Genomic DNA, 19,639 nt, shown 5'->3' on the forward strand with positions numbered 1-19,639 from the left:
CCATAACATACAGTTATGGGTTTTAATTTGTTTTTAGTAGCAGTCCATTAAAATATGGCCTTTGTTTTGGTAGTAACTCAGCGGCTTTTTTAAGTGGTTTTTGCAAATTGTATCTAAAACCGTAGTAACCTCTTTTTGCATACCTATAGAGCCGCAAATTAAAATATAACCTTTGTCCTTTATAAGCTGGGCAACTTCTTTACCGTTTGCCTCTAACAGGTTTTGTACGTATACTTTTTTGGCTTGTTCTCTAGACAATGCCAAATGTAAAGAGGTTAGGTTACCTGCCTGTTGCTGTGTTTCTAATTGGTTTTTGTACAGCTCAAAAGATGCTGCTGTACGCCCACCCCAATACAGGTGTAATTTTTTGTGTGCAGTGTTTTGGCGTATCATCCCTAAATAAGGACCAATACCTGTACCAGTTGCTATTAATAAGGCTTCTTTTGCTTTTTTAGGCAAATGAAATGCTTTGTTTTTTACTATACCACAGCTTATTTTGTCGCCCACAGCAAGGTTTTGTAGCCTATTAGACACACTGCCTTTTTGGTGACGTTTAACGCTTATAACAAGTTCGTTTTTATTCCATTTACCAATGGAGTACAATCGTTCTCTCTGGTCTTTTTCGCCCAAAATAGAGAGTAAATCTCCAGAGGTAAACTTCACTTTTTCTACTGGTTTTAAGTATATACAAAAAGTATCGTCCGGGTTATTTTCTGCCTTGGTGTGTTTGGTTACAGTAAAAGCATAGGTTTTACGTTTCTTTTTACTACCAATAGCTTTTGGTAAACTTATACTTAAATTTTCTTGCTTGCTCCACGCCAATAACCACTGGTTAAAAGACTCTAAACTTTGGTTGTTTATGGTAAACACATCTGCCAAACGGTTATTGTTTGGGTGCGCTTGTAACATAGTATCTACATCATAAGCAAACTTGCAATAGTCTGGGTATGCTAATGATCCAAAACCTACAACCGAGTAGTTAAACTTTGTACCTTGTTGGTGTGTGTTTATAAGTGCTTTAAACTTTTTGGCATTTGTTGGCGCTTCTCCTGTACCGTAGGTAGATGTCATTACCACCAAATGCTTCATATTTTTATAACTCTTGTAGCTGTTTAGCTCTGCCAAATATGCTTTTTTACCCAAACGTAGTAACTCTGAGTACAACGCATTGGCAAAATAAAAGGTGTTTCCGTTTTCAGATCCTATAAGAATAACATAATCGCAGTCGTCTTTTTTGTATTTGTTTTTAATTCTAGATTTTCTACGTTGCAGCGTAATGCTAAAGCCAGAATACATAAAAAATAAAATACCAATAGAAGCTAATAGTAAAACTATACTCCACACTATACTCCCCTGCCCTGTATGAAACAACATACTGTAGTAGCTTATAACAACGTAAAAAGGATAGTTTACTTGGCTAACAATATCACCATTAAATTGGTTTACTAAATACTCTTTGTCTGTTAACTGCAGTAAAAAATAACTTTCTGGAAAAGGTGCAAACGGAAATTCTATTTTACGAACCTGTGATAACTTAGTGTCTTTAAAAACTTTAAATTCTGATAGGCTTACCACTGGTTCTTCTGCAAACAAGGTGTCTTCTTGGTGTACTATCCTGGCAGATGGCAGTACAGAAAACTGTTCTAAAGACAAATACACGCCTGTTAGCGTTATAACCAAAATAGGAATTAGCAACCATCTACCAAAGAGAGTATGGTAATATGGATTAAAGTTTTCTTTAACTATAGGTTTAAAAAAGCCTTTAACACCACCTTGCTTTTTAAGAATTAGAAAAATTCCGCTAATGCTTATTAAACACAGTAAAAATGAAGATAAACCTACAAAAAACCTGCCTATACCTTTTAAAAATAAGGAACGGTGTAATGTGGTTGCAAACTTAAAAATGGGATTAGACTCTTTTGGTGTGCCTAAACTATCTCCTGTTTTTGGGTCTATGTATATTATTTTATCTACACCATCTTTGTCTATTACAGATGCAGTAACCCAGCTGTTCTTATCTATTTCTACAGAAATAACCTCAGCATATTTTTGCTGTAGTGTGCTTGTAAATTCTGCAACAGTAATTTGGTCTAAATCGCCCGTAGTATATGGCTGTATACGATTACTAATTGGTTCTAGTGCTAAAACAGTACCTGTTAAAGCAGCTAATAAAATAAAAATAGAAGAAGATACAGCCAACACAAGGTGACTGTATCTCCAAACTGATAATGTCATAAATTAATTATTTCTGTGGCAACATACGTATGTAACGGATATATCCTGTACCGTCTACTTTACTATTTACACTTTCTGATGTTAGCTCAAAGGTTACATCGTCTGCAACATATTTTTGATCTTCTACTGCAGTTTCAAATCTAATTTTGTAGCCTTTATCTAATTTATCATCATCAATTTTAATGACTTTAATTGCACGTTGTCCTCCGCTAATTGTTGCACCAGTAATTGCATCAATCTTGCTATTTTTATTTTCAAAATAACCCCACCATTTTGTTAAATCGTGGTACCATTCTGGATCGTCGCCCAAAACATTTAACGTTTCTATGTAGTTACCTTTACTGTCTAATAACGAAACTACAATGTAAGCGCCTTCACCCTCATAATTCTTTAACTGAATCATACATTTATACTGGCTAGTTTTAGGAACTGTTGTAAAAGCTGCCAACGTAAATAAACCTACTATTGCAATTGTTATTGTTACTAATTTAAGTTTCATAACGCTATTTATTATTTTAAAAATTCAATTTCGTTTTTATCTAAAAGCTCGTTTTCTAAAGCTAAATCGTAAACAGTTTCTTCAAAATCTGTTCCAATATCTGTTTTTGCTCCTAATGCAATTAATTTCTTTATGTTATCTACGTTGTTAGACGTCATAGCAGCAATGTGCAAAGCAGTAAGTCCGTTTGCGTTTTTAGCATTAACATCTATTTTATAAGAAGCAATCTTAGCTAATAAATCTGCATTGTTTTTAGTTACAGCCAAATGTAAAAGTGTATTACCCTCACTCTGTACACGTGCAATATCTAAGCCTTTTTCTGTAAGTAGCTCCCATTTTTCTGTAAATGGCTTTTTATTTCTTTTAGAGTAAGATTCTAATAAATAGTATGCAAGGCTATTACCGCTAGCATCTACTGCCTTAATATCTGCTCCTTTGTCTATTAAAAATACAACCACATCTTTACTGTTACCACGTACAGCATTCATTAAAGCAGTTTTACCTTCTTTGTTTTTAGCCAATACATTTGCAGCCTCTAAAAACTGAACAATCTCTAGACTGTTGCGGCCAGCAGCATTCATTAAAGGTGTATTTCCTTTATTATCTGCCTTAGAGATAGAAACTCCTTTCTCTATAAAATACTGAAATAACGCTTTGTCTTTACCACTGTAAGATAAATTATGAATTGGGTTAACACCATCGTTATTGGTATTATTAGCTGCAATACCTAAACCTTCTAAATACTTGAAGAACTCTAGGCTATTACCACCACCTCTACCGCCTTGCGATGCAATTAAAACAGCATTACTACCATCTAAATTAGTGTCTTTATAGCTAACTCCTTTTTTAACCAACTCTTCTATAATAGTTTTGTTACCAACACGAGCTGCATAATCTACCACGTTAAGACCTGCTTTGTCTGTACTTTTAAGATCTAGTCCTTTTTTAATAAAGTAATCTAGTTCTTTTAAGCTTTTAGCCTTACCAATTAATTGGTGTAAAGCATTAGCACCTTTAGGATTAGTCTCGTTTATAGATGCTCCATTGTCTATAAGTAAGTTGTACAATTCAGGATTTGTTTGTCCGCCACCAGCTGTAAAAAGTAATGCCGAACTACCTTTATCATCTATAACATCTGTTTTAGCGCCAAGCTTTAAAAGATGCTTCATTACTGGTAAATTCCCTTTCATACCTGCCCAAAATAAGTAAGTACGTCCATCGTGAGTTACCTTATTAACTACATTACCCTCTATGCTTAAAAGGTATTTTACAACATCTAAAGAAGCATCTGCTAAAATAGCATTTGTAGTAGCGTCGAACCCATTAGAACTTAAATCTACAGGGCTATTGCCTTCTTTTACTTTTTGCTGAACCTCTTTTACTGTTGTCGTTGGCTTAAAAAAACCACGGTTTAAAAAAACATTAGCGTCTTGTGCGGTAATTGTACCAACAATTAACAAAAGAGTTAGGGTAAATAATTTTTTCATTTTTGAATCTATTTTTAATAAATAAAGCTTATTTCTTTATTTAGACTTATTATTGATAAAGCGCAAATATAAGAACTATTTTTATTTAGAATGATTAAAGATAGAATTTTTATAAACTATTTTTTTCTGAAGTTAAAAGGTGCTTTATCTCTAGTAATTTTCTTATAAATTGAAAATGTTACCTAAGTATAAGTTCTTGTAAATTGAAGAAGAACAGGAATTGGTGAATTAGCGGTTACTTAATTAACTGACTAGGCAAATACCCCATAGTTTTTTTAAATGCTGTAGTAAAGTGTTGCGGGTTAGAGTACCCAACCTCATATGATACCTCAGCTATAGAGTACCCCTTTTCTAGTATTAGTTGTTTGGCGTTTTCCATTCGCAATTGAGTAATATGCTTAAAGATTGTGGTTTTGTATATTTTTTTAAAATCGCGCTTTAGCTTTGTTGTATTAAAACCTGCAATCTGTGATAAGGCACTAATTGTTAACTTCTGCTTTAAGTTTAATCTACAGTATTCTTCTACCTTAACAATTGCAGCATAATCTGCTTCTGGCATAACAGTATCTGCAACCTCTAGTTTAGTGGTATCCATTAAAAAATCTAACAACAAAATGGTAATTCTACTTTCTATATAGCTTTTTTTAAGACTACCCGTATAAGCACAATTTAGAATTTCTTTTATTTGGTTGCTTAGCTTTAAAGGTATTTGTTTGCTCTCTTTAAAAAATACAAAAGGAGTTTCTGCATCTATGGCAGTAGTTATATCTAGTAAATTGGCCGTACGTTGCTCCCCTAGTATGCGTTCTAAAAAACTCTGAGTAAAAAATACTTCTAAGGTTCTTGTGCGTTTGCCCGTAAATATATCTTTACTTGGTTGCAAAGGCATAAAAAACAGATTGCAAAATCCTTCTGGTATAGTTACAACCAAATTATTATTTGTTTGGTGACTGTAGCTGCCTAACAATGAAAAATGCAACTTAAAAACAGGACAATTACTAGCTAAAGCAACTGCATATCCCTTTTTACACTCTATATTTTTACTACCAACTAAAAACTCAGTAAAATGCGAATGAGACTCTTCTCCTAAAACATCGTGAGCATTATAATTGATATTACTTTCTACAAATGCAGTATTAACACCAGTGTTTTTACCAATGGTGTTACTTAAAATAATAGAATAAGAAAAGCTATTTAAACCTTGTTTCATTATTTCTTAATGCGTTATTAAAACTTCCGTTCGCGTTATTCGTTTCACCAAAACTGAACTTAAGTTTGCAAAACTAATTTAATTTAGACTAAGTCTTAATAAATATTAAAATTATTTTAATCGCATGTTAAAAATAGTATCGGTTTTAAGTCTATTACTTTCTTTTTCGGCGTTCTCGCAACCCGCAGAGAATACCAAAACAGGTACTGTTACTGGAACTGTTTATTTTAAAAACGGAAACCCTGTTGCAGCCGCTTCTGTGTTTACAGAAAAACCAATAAAACACGTTTATACAAACGATAAAGGCTTTTTTACCTTAGAAGACTTACCGTACGGTAATTACACAATTGCCATAAAATACTACGGCAAAGAAATTGAAAAAATTACTATTAAGATAGACAAACAAAACACCCAAATAAAACATACACTTAACTACAATGAAACTAATGAGCTAAATGAAGTTTTAGTTAACGGAAAGACTAAAGAGACCGAAATAGAGACGCAAGGTTTTGCTGTAAACGTTATTAAAACCGAAGAAGCTAGCATTAGAAACATACAAACTAACGAGTTGTTAAATACATCTGTTGGTGTAAAAATTAGACAAAACGGTGGTTTAGGGTCAGAGGTTAGTTATAGTTTAAATGGTTTATCTGGTAGTGCTGTACGTATTTTTATAGACGGCATTCCTATTTCTATGTATGGTTCTTCATTTAACCTTAATAGCATACCCACTTCAATGATAAAAAATATTGAAGTCTACAAAGGTGTTGTTCCTGTGCATTTAGCAGATGATGCTTTGGGTGGAGCAATAAATGTAGTGCTACACCAAGATGCTAAAACAAACTTAAATGCATCTGTTTCCTATGGTTCTTTTAACACCTTACAAGCGAATCTTAATGGTTTGTATCGATTTGAAAAAACAGGTTTTACAGTTAAAGCATCTCTTTTTCATAATTATTCAGATAACGATTACAAAGTATCTGGCAGAAGTGTAGTTGTTACTGGTTTGGGTGGTGTACAAACACCAATTACAGCGCGTAGGTTTAATGATGCTTACAGGTCTACTGGTGGTATGGTACAAGTTGGTTATACCGATGTAAAATGGGCAGATCAATTTTTAATTGGCGTAACAGGTTCAGACGATTATAAAGAAGTACAACACGGTGCATTTATGACTATTACGCCGTATAAAGATCGTTTTTTAGAGTCTAATGCTTTGTTAGCCAACTTAACGTATCAGAAAAAAGATCTTTTTACAAAAGGTTTAGATGTTAAAGTAAATAGTGTTTACGGTAAAAGAAACCGAAGTGTTAACGATACTGTTTCCTGGGCATATAGCTGGAATGGTGATAGAGCCATAGATTTTAGAGGAGACGAGTACCAATACACTTGGAGGTCACAACAAGAAGGCGGCCCAACATTAGCTAAAATAGATAGAAAAGTTGCTTCTGTTAGAACTGGTGTTTCTTATGACATTAACAAAAACAACAAGATTACGGCAAATCATTTTTATAGCGGAATAGACAGAGAAGATAGTGATGCGCTAAGGTCTGTTTTAGAAAATACATTTAAAGGCACTAGAGATTTACATAAAAATATTTATGCTTTAAGTTACGAGTTATCTGCCATAGAAAATAAATTAAAAGCTAGTGTCTTTGGTAAACTATATCAGCAAAAAATAATAAGTATAGATCCAGATATTGCACAAGATGAAGATGGCAATGCCATTGTAGTTGACGAAATTGTTAACAGTAATAAAAAATACGAAGGATACGGTTTTGCTACTTCTTACGCTGTTTCTCCAGATTTTACAGTATTAGCATCTGCAGAGAAAGCAATACGCTTACCTAATGAAACTGAAGTATTTGGTAACGATGGTGATAATGTGGTTGCCAACCCGAGTATTAACCCTGAGCAAAGTAACAATTACAACTTAGGATTTAGATTTGGAAGCTATAAAATTAAAAAACACGAGTTCTCTATAGCAACCAATCTCTTTACAAGAAACATTAAAGACCGTATTGGTCTGCCCATAGAAACGTCTTTAAATATTGATGACGAATTAATTTTATACGTAAACCAAGGTAGCGGAACATCTAAAGGTATAGATGCTCAATTTAACTATACCTATAACAAGAACTTTGGTGTAAACTTTAATTTATCTCGCTTTAGCCTAAACATTGTAAATAACGGTATAGAAATAGACGTTCCTAACACTCCGTTCTTTACTATGAACGGGAATTTGCGCTACTCTTTTAAAGATATTTTTCAGAAAAAATCTAGGTTAAACTTATTCTACACAATGTACTTTACAGATGAGTTCTCTTACCTACCAGAACAAGGAACAAATACTGTGGGAGACGAGTTCTTTAAAGTACCCACACAATTGGTACAAGACTTTGGATTTAGTTATGCATTTCCGAATAAAAGACTAGTTGCAAGTTTTGATATTAAAAACATTTTTGATGAGCCTGTGTACGATAATTTATCGGTACAAAAACCAGGTAGAGCTTTTTACTTTAAACTTAATTATTCAATTCATAAATTTTAATTTTTAAATAACATACAAAATGAAACGTAATTTTATACATAAAAAAACATTTGCCATAGCCTTTGCTTGCATAGGTTTATTAGCTTCTTGTAGCAGTGATGATAATGGAGATAACCCTACAGTAGATCCTGTAGAACCAACTGCTGGCAGATGGATAACTGTTGCTGCTGCTAAAATGGGAGACAATCCTGGTGATGGTAATGGTGGTACACTAATTTATTCTGTAACTAGTGAAGATGCTAAAGACCCTAGTGTATCTATTGATGCTTTTAACAACGGACTTATAGTACCATCTAACAGAACTGCAAGGTTACAATCTTCTGAAGACGGTAGCACTATGTTTAATATTAGCTACGCTGGTGATACTGGTGGTAACTACACTAAATACAATGTAGAAGGCGGACAAAATTTTACTAAAATAGGTACAGAGGTAAGTATTGCTCCTTATGTTGGTACTGCTCCAAGATGGATAAAATTATTTGATGGTGACAAAACAGGATCTGCTGTTTATGTTTCTACAGAACACCAGTTTGATGATAATGGTACTCCTGATGATGCTACGGATGATACCTACTCACGTACTGAAGCTACAATGGGTGTAGTAACTTTAGATTTAGAAAATTCTTCAATTAAAAACTTTGAAGAGTCTAGTATTCCTTTAACTCCTGAAGAAGAAGCATTAGGATATTACATCTCTAGAATAGATATGCCAACGTTAAACGCTGCCAAAGATAAATTATACATTGGCGCTCGTATAAGTAAAGTAGATCCTGCAACAGCAGAATCTGATAGTGATTTTGAAATTTTAGGTTCTAAAACTATTGTATTAGATTACCCTTCTTTAACAAACCCTACAGTAATTACTTCTACAGTAGGTCACGGAAATACAAACGGTTACCGTAGTATTAACTCTTTTCTTTACAACGGAAGTGTATACCAAGCAAACCAAAGTGATCCTGAAGGTTCTCACATCTTAAAGATTGACGCTAATAACGAATACGACAATACGTACGACTTTAATTTAGATACAGCTTTAGGAGTAGAAGGAGCTTATATTTTAGCTTGGAGACCTGCTGCTAACGGTAAAGCCATAGTTGCTTACCGTCACAATGGTTCTGCAGAAGGTGTTGCTGGTTTACAAGGATTTTTTGCTTTGGTAGACTTAAATGCAAAAACTGCAGTAAAGATTGATGCTATACCTTACGATCCTGATTTCTACTTATTCCAATATCAAGGTTTTGTAGTAGACGGAGACGAAATATATGTAACACAAGCTCCTGTTGGGGAAAACGGAAACATTTACGTTATAAATACAGTAACTGGTGAAGTTACTAAAGGTGCTGAATTGGTTAACACAACCGGTAGTCATTTTATTGGTGCTTTCTAAGTCCCAAAAAAAACATACTTTTTGCAAACAAAAAGTCCCTTACCTAATTTCTAGGTAAGGGACTTTTTTATTAGTTAACACAAGCTTATTATATTTTTTTACTGATACCACATTCATTTATAATTTTAAAGTTAACCCTTAAATTAATTTTTTCTTTTGTAGTAACTCTTAATAACAACACTTCTAAATTCCCCTTTAGTAATTGTTTACCCATTTTATAAAACTCACCATCTTCCTCATCTTCAATATCACCAGAAGACTCTATAATTAATTTATTTGCGCCTTCTGGTAAAATAACAAAGTTATCTTCAAGATCATCTAAAATATTAGCGTCAATGGCATTTTGGTAAGATTCCATATCAACTACATTCCCAATAATATCAAAATAAGGAACTACTCCTTCTGCAGGTGCCATTAGACCTTTTATAGGGTAGGTTCCTGCATTTAATTTTGGCGAATTAGATTTATTATGCATCATAAGCTCAATGTCCAATGGAGTATCATTATACATTGCCTCTTCTAAACTTATACTAAATGTGGTTGTAATAAAGCCTTTTTTAAGTGTATTAGAGCTTTTAAAGTAAGAACTTAAGGCTTCCTTCTCTGTGCTTCCAATCTGTACTTTACAGTATAGATCTGATTGGTCTAAGTTTAAATTTTCTTTTGCTGATGCAGCAACAATTTCTTTATTATCGTTATAACTCTCAGAAGTTTTATTCTCTTTGCAAGAAGTTAAAACAATAAAGATTAATACTAGAAAAGCAATACTTTTTTTGGTCATAATTGTTAGTTAATTCAAAACTTAATACACTTATATAATGATGGCTACAATAATTAAGCTCCTAATTTAACAAATAAATTCTTAACATAAAAAACACTTTCTACATATCACCTTTATTATAATATATTTAATTAAGAAAACTACGTAACAACCAACTATAAAGTGTATAGCAGAAATGCTATTAAGTAGTTACAAGAGAGTAAACTTAGTTAGCGCTCTTCAAAATACAAACCTTCCGTATCATCTTCAAGTATACCTGCTCCCAAAATGTAATTTTTTCCAGCTTCAACAGATATATGTATTTGTGTAGTTTTGGTCTGGTACGTTACTCCATGAGCAAAAATCTCATACGATCCTTCTTCTAGATAAATAATTTCTAATTTACCTGCAAAAATGCCTTTTTTCTGTTTACTATATTCCCAAAAAAACGTCTCTAGAGGTTTTCCGTTTATAGCGTCAATTTTTATGTAATTAAGCACTCTTGCATACCCTTCTTTATTTGCAGGTACATTTTCCTTTTTTCTTTTGCCAAATAAGCCCATTTTTATTTTTTTTTAAATAGATTTTACTAAAACTGATAGCGATAATTAATCCGCATCACTTCATATTAAAATTAACAAATAAGTTCCTTAACGTAAAAATACATTTAAGTATAATTTTCTTGTTTTTTTAGCTGATAATAATATTTAGAAGCTCTGCTAAAATATGCATAATAGAAAGTTTTTAAACAGTTGGTTTGTTCTTTAATTAGGTATAAAAAGTAACCTTTTATATCTTTTTAACTTCTGTATAAAGTGGTGGTTTTACTTCGTAATAGACATAATCTTTTTCTTGTACATCATCAAAATCTTGTTTACTTACTTCATATTCTTCACCATCTATACTAACATAAAAATTACTAGACACAGACTTTAGAGTTAGTCTTTTATAAACAGACCTCTTCTTTTCTATGTGTCCATAATTACAAAACTTCTGGTTTTTTTGCAGAAGCAATTGACTTTCTTTTATATTAGTTACAAAAGGTTTGAGATTATATACTGTTATTACCCATATAACCACTATAATAGCCAAGTATACAATAACGGAATAAACATCTTTTGACTTAAAAATACCAAACACCATTAAGTAACTAAATACCAATGCTAGTATTCCAAAAAAAATAATGGTTACATAATCTGTAACTATACCAGAATCTATACGGTCTATTTCTTTTGAATTAAATGGTTTTATTTGAGGTTTGCCTCGCATAGTTATACAAACTTTATTTAGTCAACAGAAAGATACTTACTATTAGCTACGCATAATTTTACTGTTACTTTACTTTTCTACCAAACAACTATAAAACAAATAACACCAATGACTAAAAAGCATTGGTGTTATTTTAAAACTTAGCAAGTAATTTATTTATATAAAATACTTCTTTATGCCTCTACAGCTTCTTCTTTTTTCTTCTTTTTGAATAATGCTCCTAAACCTGCTTCATGAACTTCTACTTCAATATTCATATTATTCTTTATGGTCTCTCTTACTTCGTCATAAATTTCAGAATCGCCACCATATATTAAGCGTATTATAAAGCTTCCAATAAAACCAACTTGATTATTTAAAAAACCTAACCAGCCAGCTAGTGTTGCTTCTGAAAAATTAATAGTTGTAAATTTAGGAACAGATGGTGATGAGCTAGATGTAGTTTCTAAACCAACTACTGTTCTGTGGTATGCATTTTTAATTACTGTAATGTTGTCATAATTAACACCACCAACCATTTGGCCAGCTATACCAGCTTTTTTTCTCAACTTATACTCGTACTTATCTCCTAATTTTTCTTTTAGTACTTTTTCTACATCTTCAATTGTAGGATGATCTACTGCTTTGTAAACTTCAATTTTCATTTTTATTATATTTAGGTGGTTATTTTTTATTTTTCAAATACGTTTAATCCTTCAGTAGACAAAAGTTCACCTTTTTCATCTGTTTTAAATGAAAATTTAAACATATCTGTGTCTGCTATTCGTTTTCCGTAAAAACTGTTTCCTTTAACATCTATTTTATCAGCAAATAAATTAAAAGATTCATTTATTTTTCCTGTCTCTTGGTCTACAGTCATACTATAGCTTCCCTCTAACCTATAGTTATTAAACTCTTTTGTTTCTTTTTCTATTAAATCAACAGCCTTTTTAAAATTTGCTGTAATATGATCTAAATTAAATTCTTTTAATTTTAGAGCCTTTGTCTTATCGGTTTCTTTTATGCTAGATTCTGGCTTAAAAAGTTTATTCATTAAAGCAGAGTAAAACCACATTGATGATTTACCATCCTCTAAAAGCATAATTGTTACTTGCTCTACCTCGGTAGAGTTGTCACTTTTATTAGAAATACTTAACGAGTATACTTCCTTGTCTAACCCAAATTGGTTCTCTACTATTTTTTTAATCTCAGAAACACCTTCTTTTGTACTTAGCTCAATACTACCACTTGTGCCATTACCACAACTAGACAAAACTAGAAGCAACACACAACATAAACTTTTAATTACTCTACTCATTATACGCTTACTTTATAAAAATTAATGTATTGTCTTTATTTACTCTAAACCTGTATTCTTCATAAATAATGGTTATAACTTTACCAGAACTACTAGAGCCTGTTTCATATTGCACATCAAATTCTGAGAAAACATCACCATTTTTATCAGCTTCAAAAACCCAATTATTTAAAAGGTAATCTACATCTTCTTTAAACAAACCTTTTTCTTTTAACAAACCTAAAGCTTCATCATATTTAGCAGGTATAATAGAAACATCTACTTGACCTACCTTAAACGGATTTTTTCTTTTAAGTAAGTTTACGCCAGGGCTTTTTATTGGATCTGTAAAACCGTTATACTCAAACTTATCGTTAAAAAAAATGTCTTTTACTTTATAGACTCTACTAATATTATCTAGGTTACTTTCTAATGTTGATGCATTTAAAGACAATTGATACACCTCAAAATCTTTATCAAAATTTTCTTGTAAAGTCTTTTCAATTTTTAAAATACCTTCTTCTGTACTTAATTCCTTGTCTTTACAAGAAAACAGACTAACGCTTACAAAAACCAAAACTATTAATGCCTTTTTCATTTATTCTTAAATTATTTAAAGTTCCCTTAAAAAAGATTTTTCTTTAATAAGCTGATCAACTGCTTTTTTATATAACGAACATATTATGTGGTTATTACCAATGGGTTTTTATAACTACAAAACAATTTTAATATGTAGCAAACATATTGTGAATTACGATAAATTAATGTTGTGAATGTATATTTGTATAGGTTTAATATATATTTGATACCAAACCAATACTTTTGTAAATCCTCTATAAGAAAACGAAATATAATAGTAAGTTATTATAAACGATAAGATATTATCCATGATTTTAGGATATCACAAAGACACCCTACTATACCAAAATGTATTAGCTAACAACCTATAATTGCAGAAGAATCTACAGGTTCTATTTTTAGCTATATTAAGTAGTTTATTTTGTATTAAAAATTATTGTTTTCTGTACTACTTTTATTCTTCTTTATTCTGCTCAATTATGTCTGCCATATTCTTGTTAAATACAGACAAATTATCTCCTAAAATAGAAAAGAATTGAATATCAGTATTTTCAACCGTAGTTAAAGCTGTTTGTAAAATTTCTGCTCCTTCTTTTGTCAACTTAATTACTTTAGCTCTGGTGTCGGTAGGGTGCTCTTCTCTAGTTATAAACTTCTTTTTTACCAGAGTTCTAAGTACTTTAGAAACCATCATTCTGTCTGTATTACTTTGGTTAGCAATATCAACCTGAGTAACAACTTCAGTCTTTTTAGAAAGCCAACCTAATGCAGCTAAAAGAACAAATTGTGTTTGTGTTAGATTTAAAGGATCTAATACTTTTTTTAGTCTACGTTGCCACAGTATTGTTACTTGCCCTAGCAAATAACCTGGACTATCTTGTGGACTCTTAAAATTAAACTGAATTTCTTTAGGCATAATAATACTTAAATTTTTAATTATTTAGCTTGTAAAAAAGTTAGTTTATAACCGTCAATATCTTTTACATGGAATGCTTTACCAAAAGGTGTTTCAATAATTGATCCCACGGTAGTTACCCCATTCGCAACAAATTTATCTTTTAGTTCTTCTACATTTTCATTAACGGCAAACCAAAGAGCAACACCTATTCCTAGATCTTTTTCTTCAATGGGTTCAAGCGGCGTGCGAATAGCAAAACTTGCTTGTCCTTGGTTGTACTTAAAAATACAGGCTTGAGGGTTGGAGTTATCAATTTGAAAACCTATTTTTTTTGTATAAAAGTCTTTTGATGCTTCCAAGTTTTTTACTTGTAAAGATGCAAATGTTAATTGTTTCATTTTACCTTAATTTAATTGTTGTTGCAAATATAGTATATTCGACAACAATAATATGCTAGTTTAAAAATTTACAACAAATTATAAAAAAATGACCTCTAATCTTCTGATAAAAACTCGTGCTTTCTTAGCAAATTAAGCAGCACACTTTTCATAGGGTTAGCGCATTTACTTTTTATAGAACTCTTGGTTAATTTATTATCTATGTCAATATTTCCTGTTAATGTAGAAATACGCACTTCTGTTACAATAACATCTTCTTTGTAAAAGAGAAACACTAGATCGTAATGGTATAGCAAGGCTCTTTCTTGAATGTATGATTCTGGATCTTTTAACTTTGCAATAATTAATTCTTGATCTTCTTTACTTAGGGTTATCCTTTTTAACTCTTTCTTGTATTCCTTTTTAGTATCCCCTGGTGTAGACATTTCTTTTGTATGCACTTCCCATATAGAAAACTGTATAGTATCTGTAAGCTGTGAGTTAATATTTAGCTCATCTATACTTATTTGTGCATACCCTATTGAGGTAAAAAGTGCAAGGCACACTAGTAGTAGTTGTTTCATTTGTAGAGATACCTATTTAATGCTCTTATTTTGTTCCCTAGACAGCACATCGTTTAAGGTTTCATCCATAATATGCACTTTATATAGTTTTACATTTACACTTATTTCATTTTTTGTAATACAATCTTCTAGTATAGCTAAACATTCTTTATCGTTAACATATGCCTGTAGGTTTATAAAATTAGGTGGCTTAGGAATATCTAACAACCATATATTTTCTTCATTTACAAACTGTATACAGTTATTGTTTTCATCTACCAGTCCTAAAAAGTTTTCTGATCCGTCTAATAATTCTAAAAACGTACGTATAGCAGACTCTACAGTTACTTCTATGGCGTTACTAGATTCAATAGTTTCGTTAGTTCCGTAATTTGTATAAAATAATTTCATTGGTTTAAATATCGTTTAGAAGTTATAGGTATAAAAATAGCACTACAGCTCTAAAATTAGGAGACACAATTTATATGTGCTGCTGTAAAATCTATATTCGTAATAAAGAGGATACTTTATAGGGAAGGTCCTTCTTTGGATAAATCACCCATCTAATTCGCTATAAACACTACTGTGTTCGTTATTTTTACTTTAATTGAATGTGAATATGATCATCGTGCCTTACTGCCCTACAACCGTGATATCTAATTCTAGTATCGTTTAAACTCATTCTACTTTTTAAATGAGGTTCTATAAATAGTTTTCCTAAACTTTGATTTTTTAAGATACTTTTTATCAACTTTTTTGTTCCTTTTTTAGAGAACACATAGCCTTTATTTATTTTTCCGAACGTCATATATTTTGGATAATCGTATTGAAAATAACCACTACTAATACACTTTGTAACTTGGTCATATTCATTAGCTGTAGGATCCTCAAAAACACCATAGCCACTAATAGATTTTTGCCCGTTTTTTATAATCCCGTTTTCTGTTTGGTAAATTAGACTTAGATCTATCTTCTTTCCGTCATTATGGCTTAAATGCGGAAGTAGCGGAAACTTATTAATAAAAGGAAAATTTGCATCTAAATAATGAATCTCTATAGCTGTTGCAGATAGTTCTTTAGCTGTTTTACTTAATAGATTGTTTAGCTGTGGTCTTACATAATTTCTATTTAATAAAACCGTCATATAATTTGTTGGTTTTATTTTTTCTGAATGGTTTACTCTTTCTCGTCCAAAGATTGGAGCTATAAAAGGAACAATTAAAAACGTAGAAAAAAGATACAACCCTATAAAAATTAATCCTGTTTTAAACTTTAGTTTTTTATTCCATTTTTTAGATATAAGTAAACTTACCAGATAAACAATTCCGCCGATCTGAGTAATTACAGTTAATACACCAAAAAGGAGTAGTTTTAATAGCGTCTTAAGTAGTTTCTTCAATTTTATTTTAATTTTTAATATCTAATTTCATCAATTCCCTATACAGCTTATCTAAAAATAGTTGTTGTTCTATATCTTCTTTAAAATATCGTTGATAAACAACACTACAAGATTCTACATCCAAAATATTATCTTTATCAAAAGACCAATCATCTGGGTTTTTAATAGCTATACCTAAGCTGTTATCACAACTTTTCCAAAGATTAGAAAATTCTGTCTCTTTGTTTTTATTTAAGTTATTAAAATCTGCATACAAAGTATAGCCAATCATTTCTGGGTTAAAGAATTTAATAATTTTTGTAATTGGTACCCCGCCCCATTCTATTGTAACTCCTGCATCTAAAGAAATCTGAGTAATATCTTTATTTTTTAGTGGTTTCTTTTGCTCATACTTTACCCAAGAATGACGCTTTTTATATGTTATTTTTGTTTTTTGGGGCAACAGTATACCGTTTACAACAATTGGTGTTGTGGTTATAAAATAAGGGCTTTTATCTGGTGTATTAACAACCCACATTTTACCAAGTGCTTTAATATAAATGTAAGCTCCTACAATTACGATAAGTAGTAACAACCCAATTATTATAAATATGTGTTTTACTCCCATTTATTGTTTATAGTACGTGACATCTTTAGTAAAGTAGTAACGATTTAAAAATACTCTTATTTTTAAGTTGAACAATATACTATTTTAAAACCTTAATTAAATGCTATTTTACTACAGTAACTTCTAATTCTATTTTTAATTTTTCAAAAAGACTTTTTACTTCTAATAATGTACTTGCCTGTTTTATGTTATGTAAAGCTATCCAGTTTAGAAAAACATCAAAACAAGTAAAAAGTTCGTCTGTAGAAGTTGTATACATATTTAACCTCACAATATTTTTACACTCATACCCTGCTTCTTTTATAACTTTTTCTAAATTTTCTATAGTTAAGGTTAATTGAGTTCTCATATCCGCATTGCTAGATATACCATTAGCATCTATGGCAGTTTGTCCAGAAATATATAGTGTACCTTCAGGTTTTGTTACTTCAATTGCTTGTACATAGCCTCGTTCATTTTGCCATTTCCAAGGGTTGGTAATTCGTTTTTCCATTTGTTATTTTTTTTCTTGCTAACATAATTGTCTTGTGCTGCAAATATTTACATTATAGCATTGTTTTAACGTGACAAACATCACTATTATAAAACGGAAAATTTTTAAGAAGAAAATCTACTAAGCGTCTCTCTAGAAACACCTAAATACGAAGCTAAAAGAGTTTTAGAAACTCGTTGAAATAATAAAGGGTATTGTTTAAGTAATTGCTCGTACCTTTCTTTAGCATTTGACGTTAAAAACGATAAAATTCTATTTTGTGAAGCAATAAACCCTAAGTTAGATTTTTGGAGAAAGAAATGCTCCATTTTAGGCAGCTTAGCAGATAGTTTTTGATAATTTTTAAGACTTAAAGAGTATACCATAGTGTCTTCTATACACTGTAATGACATTTTAGCTTTTGACTGCGTAAAATAAGCCGAAAAATCACTTTCCCACCAATCTTCCATTGCGAAAGAAACAATATGTTGTTTTCCTTCTTTGTCATTATAAACTAGTTTTAATAGCCCAGAAACAACAAAATAACAGTTATCTACATTTTCTCCTTGCTGAATAAGAAATTCATTTTTTTTATATGCTGCTAACGAAAAATGCAATAACACATAAGACAACTCATCATCTGTAAGAAGTACTATTTTTTTAATATGATCTCTTAACTTTTCTTCCATCAAAATTGAGGTGATTATTTTTATTATACAAGACAGTTACAGGCTCATTAATTTTGTCTTTGTAAGATTTAATTTTACTTAAATTGGTTGATGCATAATAGTATGGCTTTTTCTTTATCTGTTGTCCATTTTTAACTTTAAATTCAATTATAGGTGTTTTATATCCTTCTTTATCAGCTTCATAGAATAGTATTTTACCTACGCATTCAATTCCGTTGTTTTTAATACCCTTTATAATAGCCCAAGATTTAATTCCTATTAGTTTAAGGAAAGAACCTAGAATTAAAAAACAAATTACAGGTTTGTAAAACATACAAAATCCAAAAACAAGTATTATTGGTATTGCATATTGTTTTTTGTGTATAAATTCCACTTGTTACTCTTGTACTTAATTATGATTAAGGTAAATCTAGATCTGTATCTATGTTATAAAGCATTATCCTATTTTTTGTAGGTAAACAAATTATATTTAAATACCTATCTCCTTTACTAGTTTTCATAAATAACCTTATCTCCATATTAGCCTCATATCTGTATTGTTTTTTGTGCCATCTAACCTGTGTTTTTTCAGGTATAATTGACTCTAAAATTTCTAACTTATAAAAACCCTTATTTAATTTAGCCTTATTTTCTCGCAAATAATTAGGAAGTTCTCTTGCTGACCTCATTGGAGCATCTAATAAATCATATTCTTTTTCCTGAGGGTATTCTTTACTTAAATTTTCGAAATCTTTATTCTTAATTAGATTAAAAATTTTGACGCCATAAGTATAAAAGTCTTCATTTAACTCATTAATAAAGTACGTTTTTTGAGAAGAAATTTTACTTAGTTTATAATTTTCTATTTCTAATTTATTTTTAGAAACCCACTGGTTATTATATTTATACAATTTATAGTAATATGGAGAAATGGTAATAATTAAAGAATCTTTTAAGAAATTAAAACTTACGCTAGCTGTTCTCTCTTCTGGTTCATTATTTGCATTTGGTTTTATAAAATATTTAAATGTATTATAATATTGATTATCAAGTTTTAAATTATACTTTTTTATAGTATCGCTTATATCCCTATAATTATTTACTAGTATCTTTTCTTGACTATCTGCATAAAGAATAAAATTTTCAAGCATTTTACTTCCTTTTTGTGTTTTCTTCAAGTGGTCAATCCTTTTTAATTCACTAGAATCAAACTGTCTTCTAAATTTTTTAAAATCATTATTTTCTACAGCACTAAAAATACTATCTATATAACTTGAGGGAGTTACAAATGTTTGCTGAGATTTTACAATATAACTTTGTAACATTAGAATAATAAAAAGGAGAAAGAATGTTTGTTTTTTCATCAGTTTTTTTTGAATAATCATTGCTTGCACAATAAGCT

Annotated in this window: 22 protein-coding genes; 2 read left to right on the forward strand and 20 right to left on the reverse strand. The window is 30.8% G+C overall.

All coding sequences use genetic code 11. The annotated features are described in order from the left end of the window. Positions 1–33: 33 nt before the first annotated feature. From BT107_RS07135 to BT107_RS07150, 4 genes are all read right to left on the reverse strand, one after another. Entirely contained in the window at positions 34–2,235 is a 2,202-nt protein-coding gene (locus BT107_RS07135) for a PepSY domain-containing protein (RefSeq protein ID WP_072303110.1), read from the reverse strand. Between the two features lie 7 nt (positions 2,236–2,242). Continuing rightward, entirely contained in the window at positions 2,243–2,734 is a 492-nt protein-coding gene (locus BT107_RS07140) for a DUF2271 domain-containing protein (protein ID WP_072303111.1), read from the reverse strand. A gap of 11 nt (positions 2,735–2,745) precedes the next feature. Further along, a complete protein-coding gene (locus tag BT107_RS07145) occupies positions 2,746–4,221 on the reverse strand; it encodes an ankyrin repeat domain-containing protein (RefSeq protein WP_072303112.1) in 1,476 nt (491 codons plus the stop codon). Between the two features lie 235 nt (positions 4,222–4,456). Next, positions 4,457–5,431, reverse strand: coding sequence for a helix-turn-helix domain-containing protein (locus BT107_RS07150; protein WP_072303113.1), 975 nt, complete (start codon positions 5,429–5,431; stop codon positions 4,457–4,459). A gap of 124 nt (positions 5,432–5,555) precedes the next feature. On the opposite strand from BT107_RS07150, the gene BT107_RS07155 reads away from it, so the two are divergent. Together BT107_RS07155 and BT107_RS07160 are read left to right on the forward strand one after the other, a co-directional pair. Further along, on the forward strand, positions 5,556–7,982 hold the full coding sequence (locus BT107_RS07155; RefSeq protein ID WP_072303114.1) for a TonB-dependent receptor: 2,427 nt from the start codon (positions 5,556–5,558) through the stop codon (positions 7,980–7,982). A gap of 19 nt (positions 7,983–8,001) precedes the next feature. Next, the gene (locus BT107_RS07160) at positions 8,002–9,369 is read left to right on the forward strand and encodes a hypothetical protein (RefSeq protein WP_072303115.1); all 1,368 of its coding nucleotides are present in this window, start codon (positions 8,002–8,004) and stop codon (positions 9,367–9,369) included. 88 nt (positions 9,370–9,457) lie between these two features. Here BT107_RS07160 and BT107_RS07165 read toward each other — a convergent pair whose 3' ends face one another. From BT107_RS07165 to BT107_RS07240, 16 genes are all read right to left on the reverse strand, one after another. Then, a complete protein-coding gene (locus tag BT107_RS07165; RefSeq protein ID WP_072303116.1) occupies positions 9,458–10,150 on the reverse strand; it encodes a hypothetical protein in 693 nt (230 codons plus the stop codon). A gap of 209 nt (positions 10,151–10,359) precedes the next feature. Beyond that, a complete protein-coding gene (locus tag BT107_RS07170; protein WP_072303117.1) occupies positions 10,360–10,692 on the reverse strand; it encodes a hypothetical protein in 333 nt (110 codons plus the stop codon). A 226-nt stretch (positions 10,693–10,918) separates the two neighbouring features. Further along, positions 10,919–11,398: a hypothetical protein gene (locus BT107_RS07175; protein WP_072303118.1), complete on the reverse strand. Its 480-nt coding sequence runs from the start codon at positions 11,396–11,398 to the stop codon at positions 10,919–10,921. A 173-nt stretch (positions 11,399–11,571) separates the two neighbouring features. Beyond that, complete coding sequence (locus BT107_RS07180; protein ID WP_072303119.1) at positions 11,572–12,042, reverse strand: hypothetical protein; 471 nt, start codon at positions 12,040–12,042, stop codon at positions 11,572–11,574. A gap of 26 nt (positions 12,043–12,068) precedes the next feature. Beyond that, the gene (locus BT107_RS07185; protein ID WP_072303120.1) at positions 12,069–12,695 is read right to left on the reverse strand and encodes a hypothetical protein; all 627 of its coding nucleotides are present in this window, start codon (positions 12,693–12,695) and stop codon (positions 12,069–12,071) included. Positions 12,696–12,702: 7 nt separating this feature from the next. Beyond that, positions 12,703–13,272, reverse strand: a complete 570-nt coding sequence (locus BT107_RS07190; RefSeq protein WP_072303121.1) for a hypothetical protein — start codon at positions 13,270–13,272, stop codon at positions 12,703–12,705. A gap of 435 nt (positions 13,273–13,707) precedes the next feature. Next, a complete protein-coding gene (locus BT107_RS07195) occupies positions 13,708–14,169 on the reverse strand; it encodes a MarR family winged helix-turn-helix transcriptional regulator (protein WP_072303122.1) in 462 nt (153 codons plus the stop codon). A 20-nt stretch (positions 14,170–14,189) separates the two neighbouring features. Continuing rightward, the gene (locus BT107_RS07200) at positions 14,190–14,549 is read right to left on the reverse strand and encodes a VOC family protein (protein WP_072303123.1); all 360 of its coding nucleotides are present in this window, start codon (positions 14,547–14,549) and stop codon (positions 14,190–14,192) included. A 95-nt stretch (positions 14,550–14,644) separates the two neighbouring features. Continuing rightward, positions 14,645–15,112, reverse strand: a complete 468-nt coding sequence (locus BT107_RS07205; protein WP_072303124.1) for a hypothetical protein — start codon at positions 15,110–15,112, stop codon at positions 14,645–14,647. 12 nt (positions 15,113–15,124) lie between these two features. Next, entirely contained in the window at positions 15,125–15,502 is a 378-nt protein-coding gene (locus BT107_RS07210) for a hypothetical protein (protein WP_072303125.1), read from the reverse strand. Positions 15,503–15,689: 187 nt separating this feature from the next. After that, on the reverse strand, positions 15,690–16,490 hold the full coding sequence (locus BT107_RS07215) for a hypothetical protein (RefSeq protein WP_072303126.1): 801 nt from the start codon (positions 16,488–16,490) through the stop codon (positions 15,690–15,692). A gap of 7 nt (positions 16,491–16,497) precedes the next feature. Next, positions 16,498–17,097, reverse strand: a complete 600-nt coding sequence (locus BT107_RS07220) for a hypothetical protein (protein WP_084639181.1) — start codon at positions 17,095–17,097, stop codon at positions 16,498–16,500. A gap of 103 nt (positions 17,098–17,200) precedes the next feature. Further along, positions 17,201–17,590, reverse strand: a complete 390-nt coding sequence (locus BT107_RS07225; protein ID WP_072303127.1) for a RidA family protein — start codon at positions 17,588–17,590, stop codon at positions 17,201–17,203. A gap of 104 nt (positions 17,591–17,694) precedes the next feature. Beyond that, entirely contained in the window at positions 17,695–18,258 is a 564-nt protein-coding gene (locus BT107_RS07230) for a Crp/Fnr family transcriptional regulator (protein WP_072303128.1), read from the reverse strand. Then, entirely contained in the window at positions 18,230–18,631 is a 402-nt protein-coding gene (locus BT107_RS07235) for a hypothetical protein (protein ID WP_072303129.1), read from the reverse strand. The genes BT107_RS07230 and BT107_RS07235 overlap by 29 nt, the downstream gene beginning before the upstream one ends. Before the next feature lie 25 nt (positions 18,632–18,656). Beyond that, entirely contained in the window at positions 18,657–19,601 is a 945-nt protein-coding gene (locus BT107_RS07240) for a hypothetical protein (protein ID WP_139254294.1), read from the reverse strand. Positions 19,602–19,639 lie beyond the last annotated feature (38 nt).

The sequence above is a fragment of the Cellulophaga fucicola genome (assembly GCF_900119145.1).
In the GTDB taxonomy this organism is placed as follows: domain Bacteria; phylum Bacteroidota; class Bacteroidia; order Flavobacteriales; family Flavobacteriaceae; genus Cellulophaga; species Cellulophaga fucicola.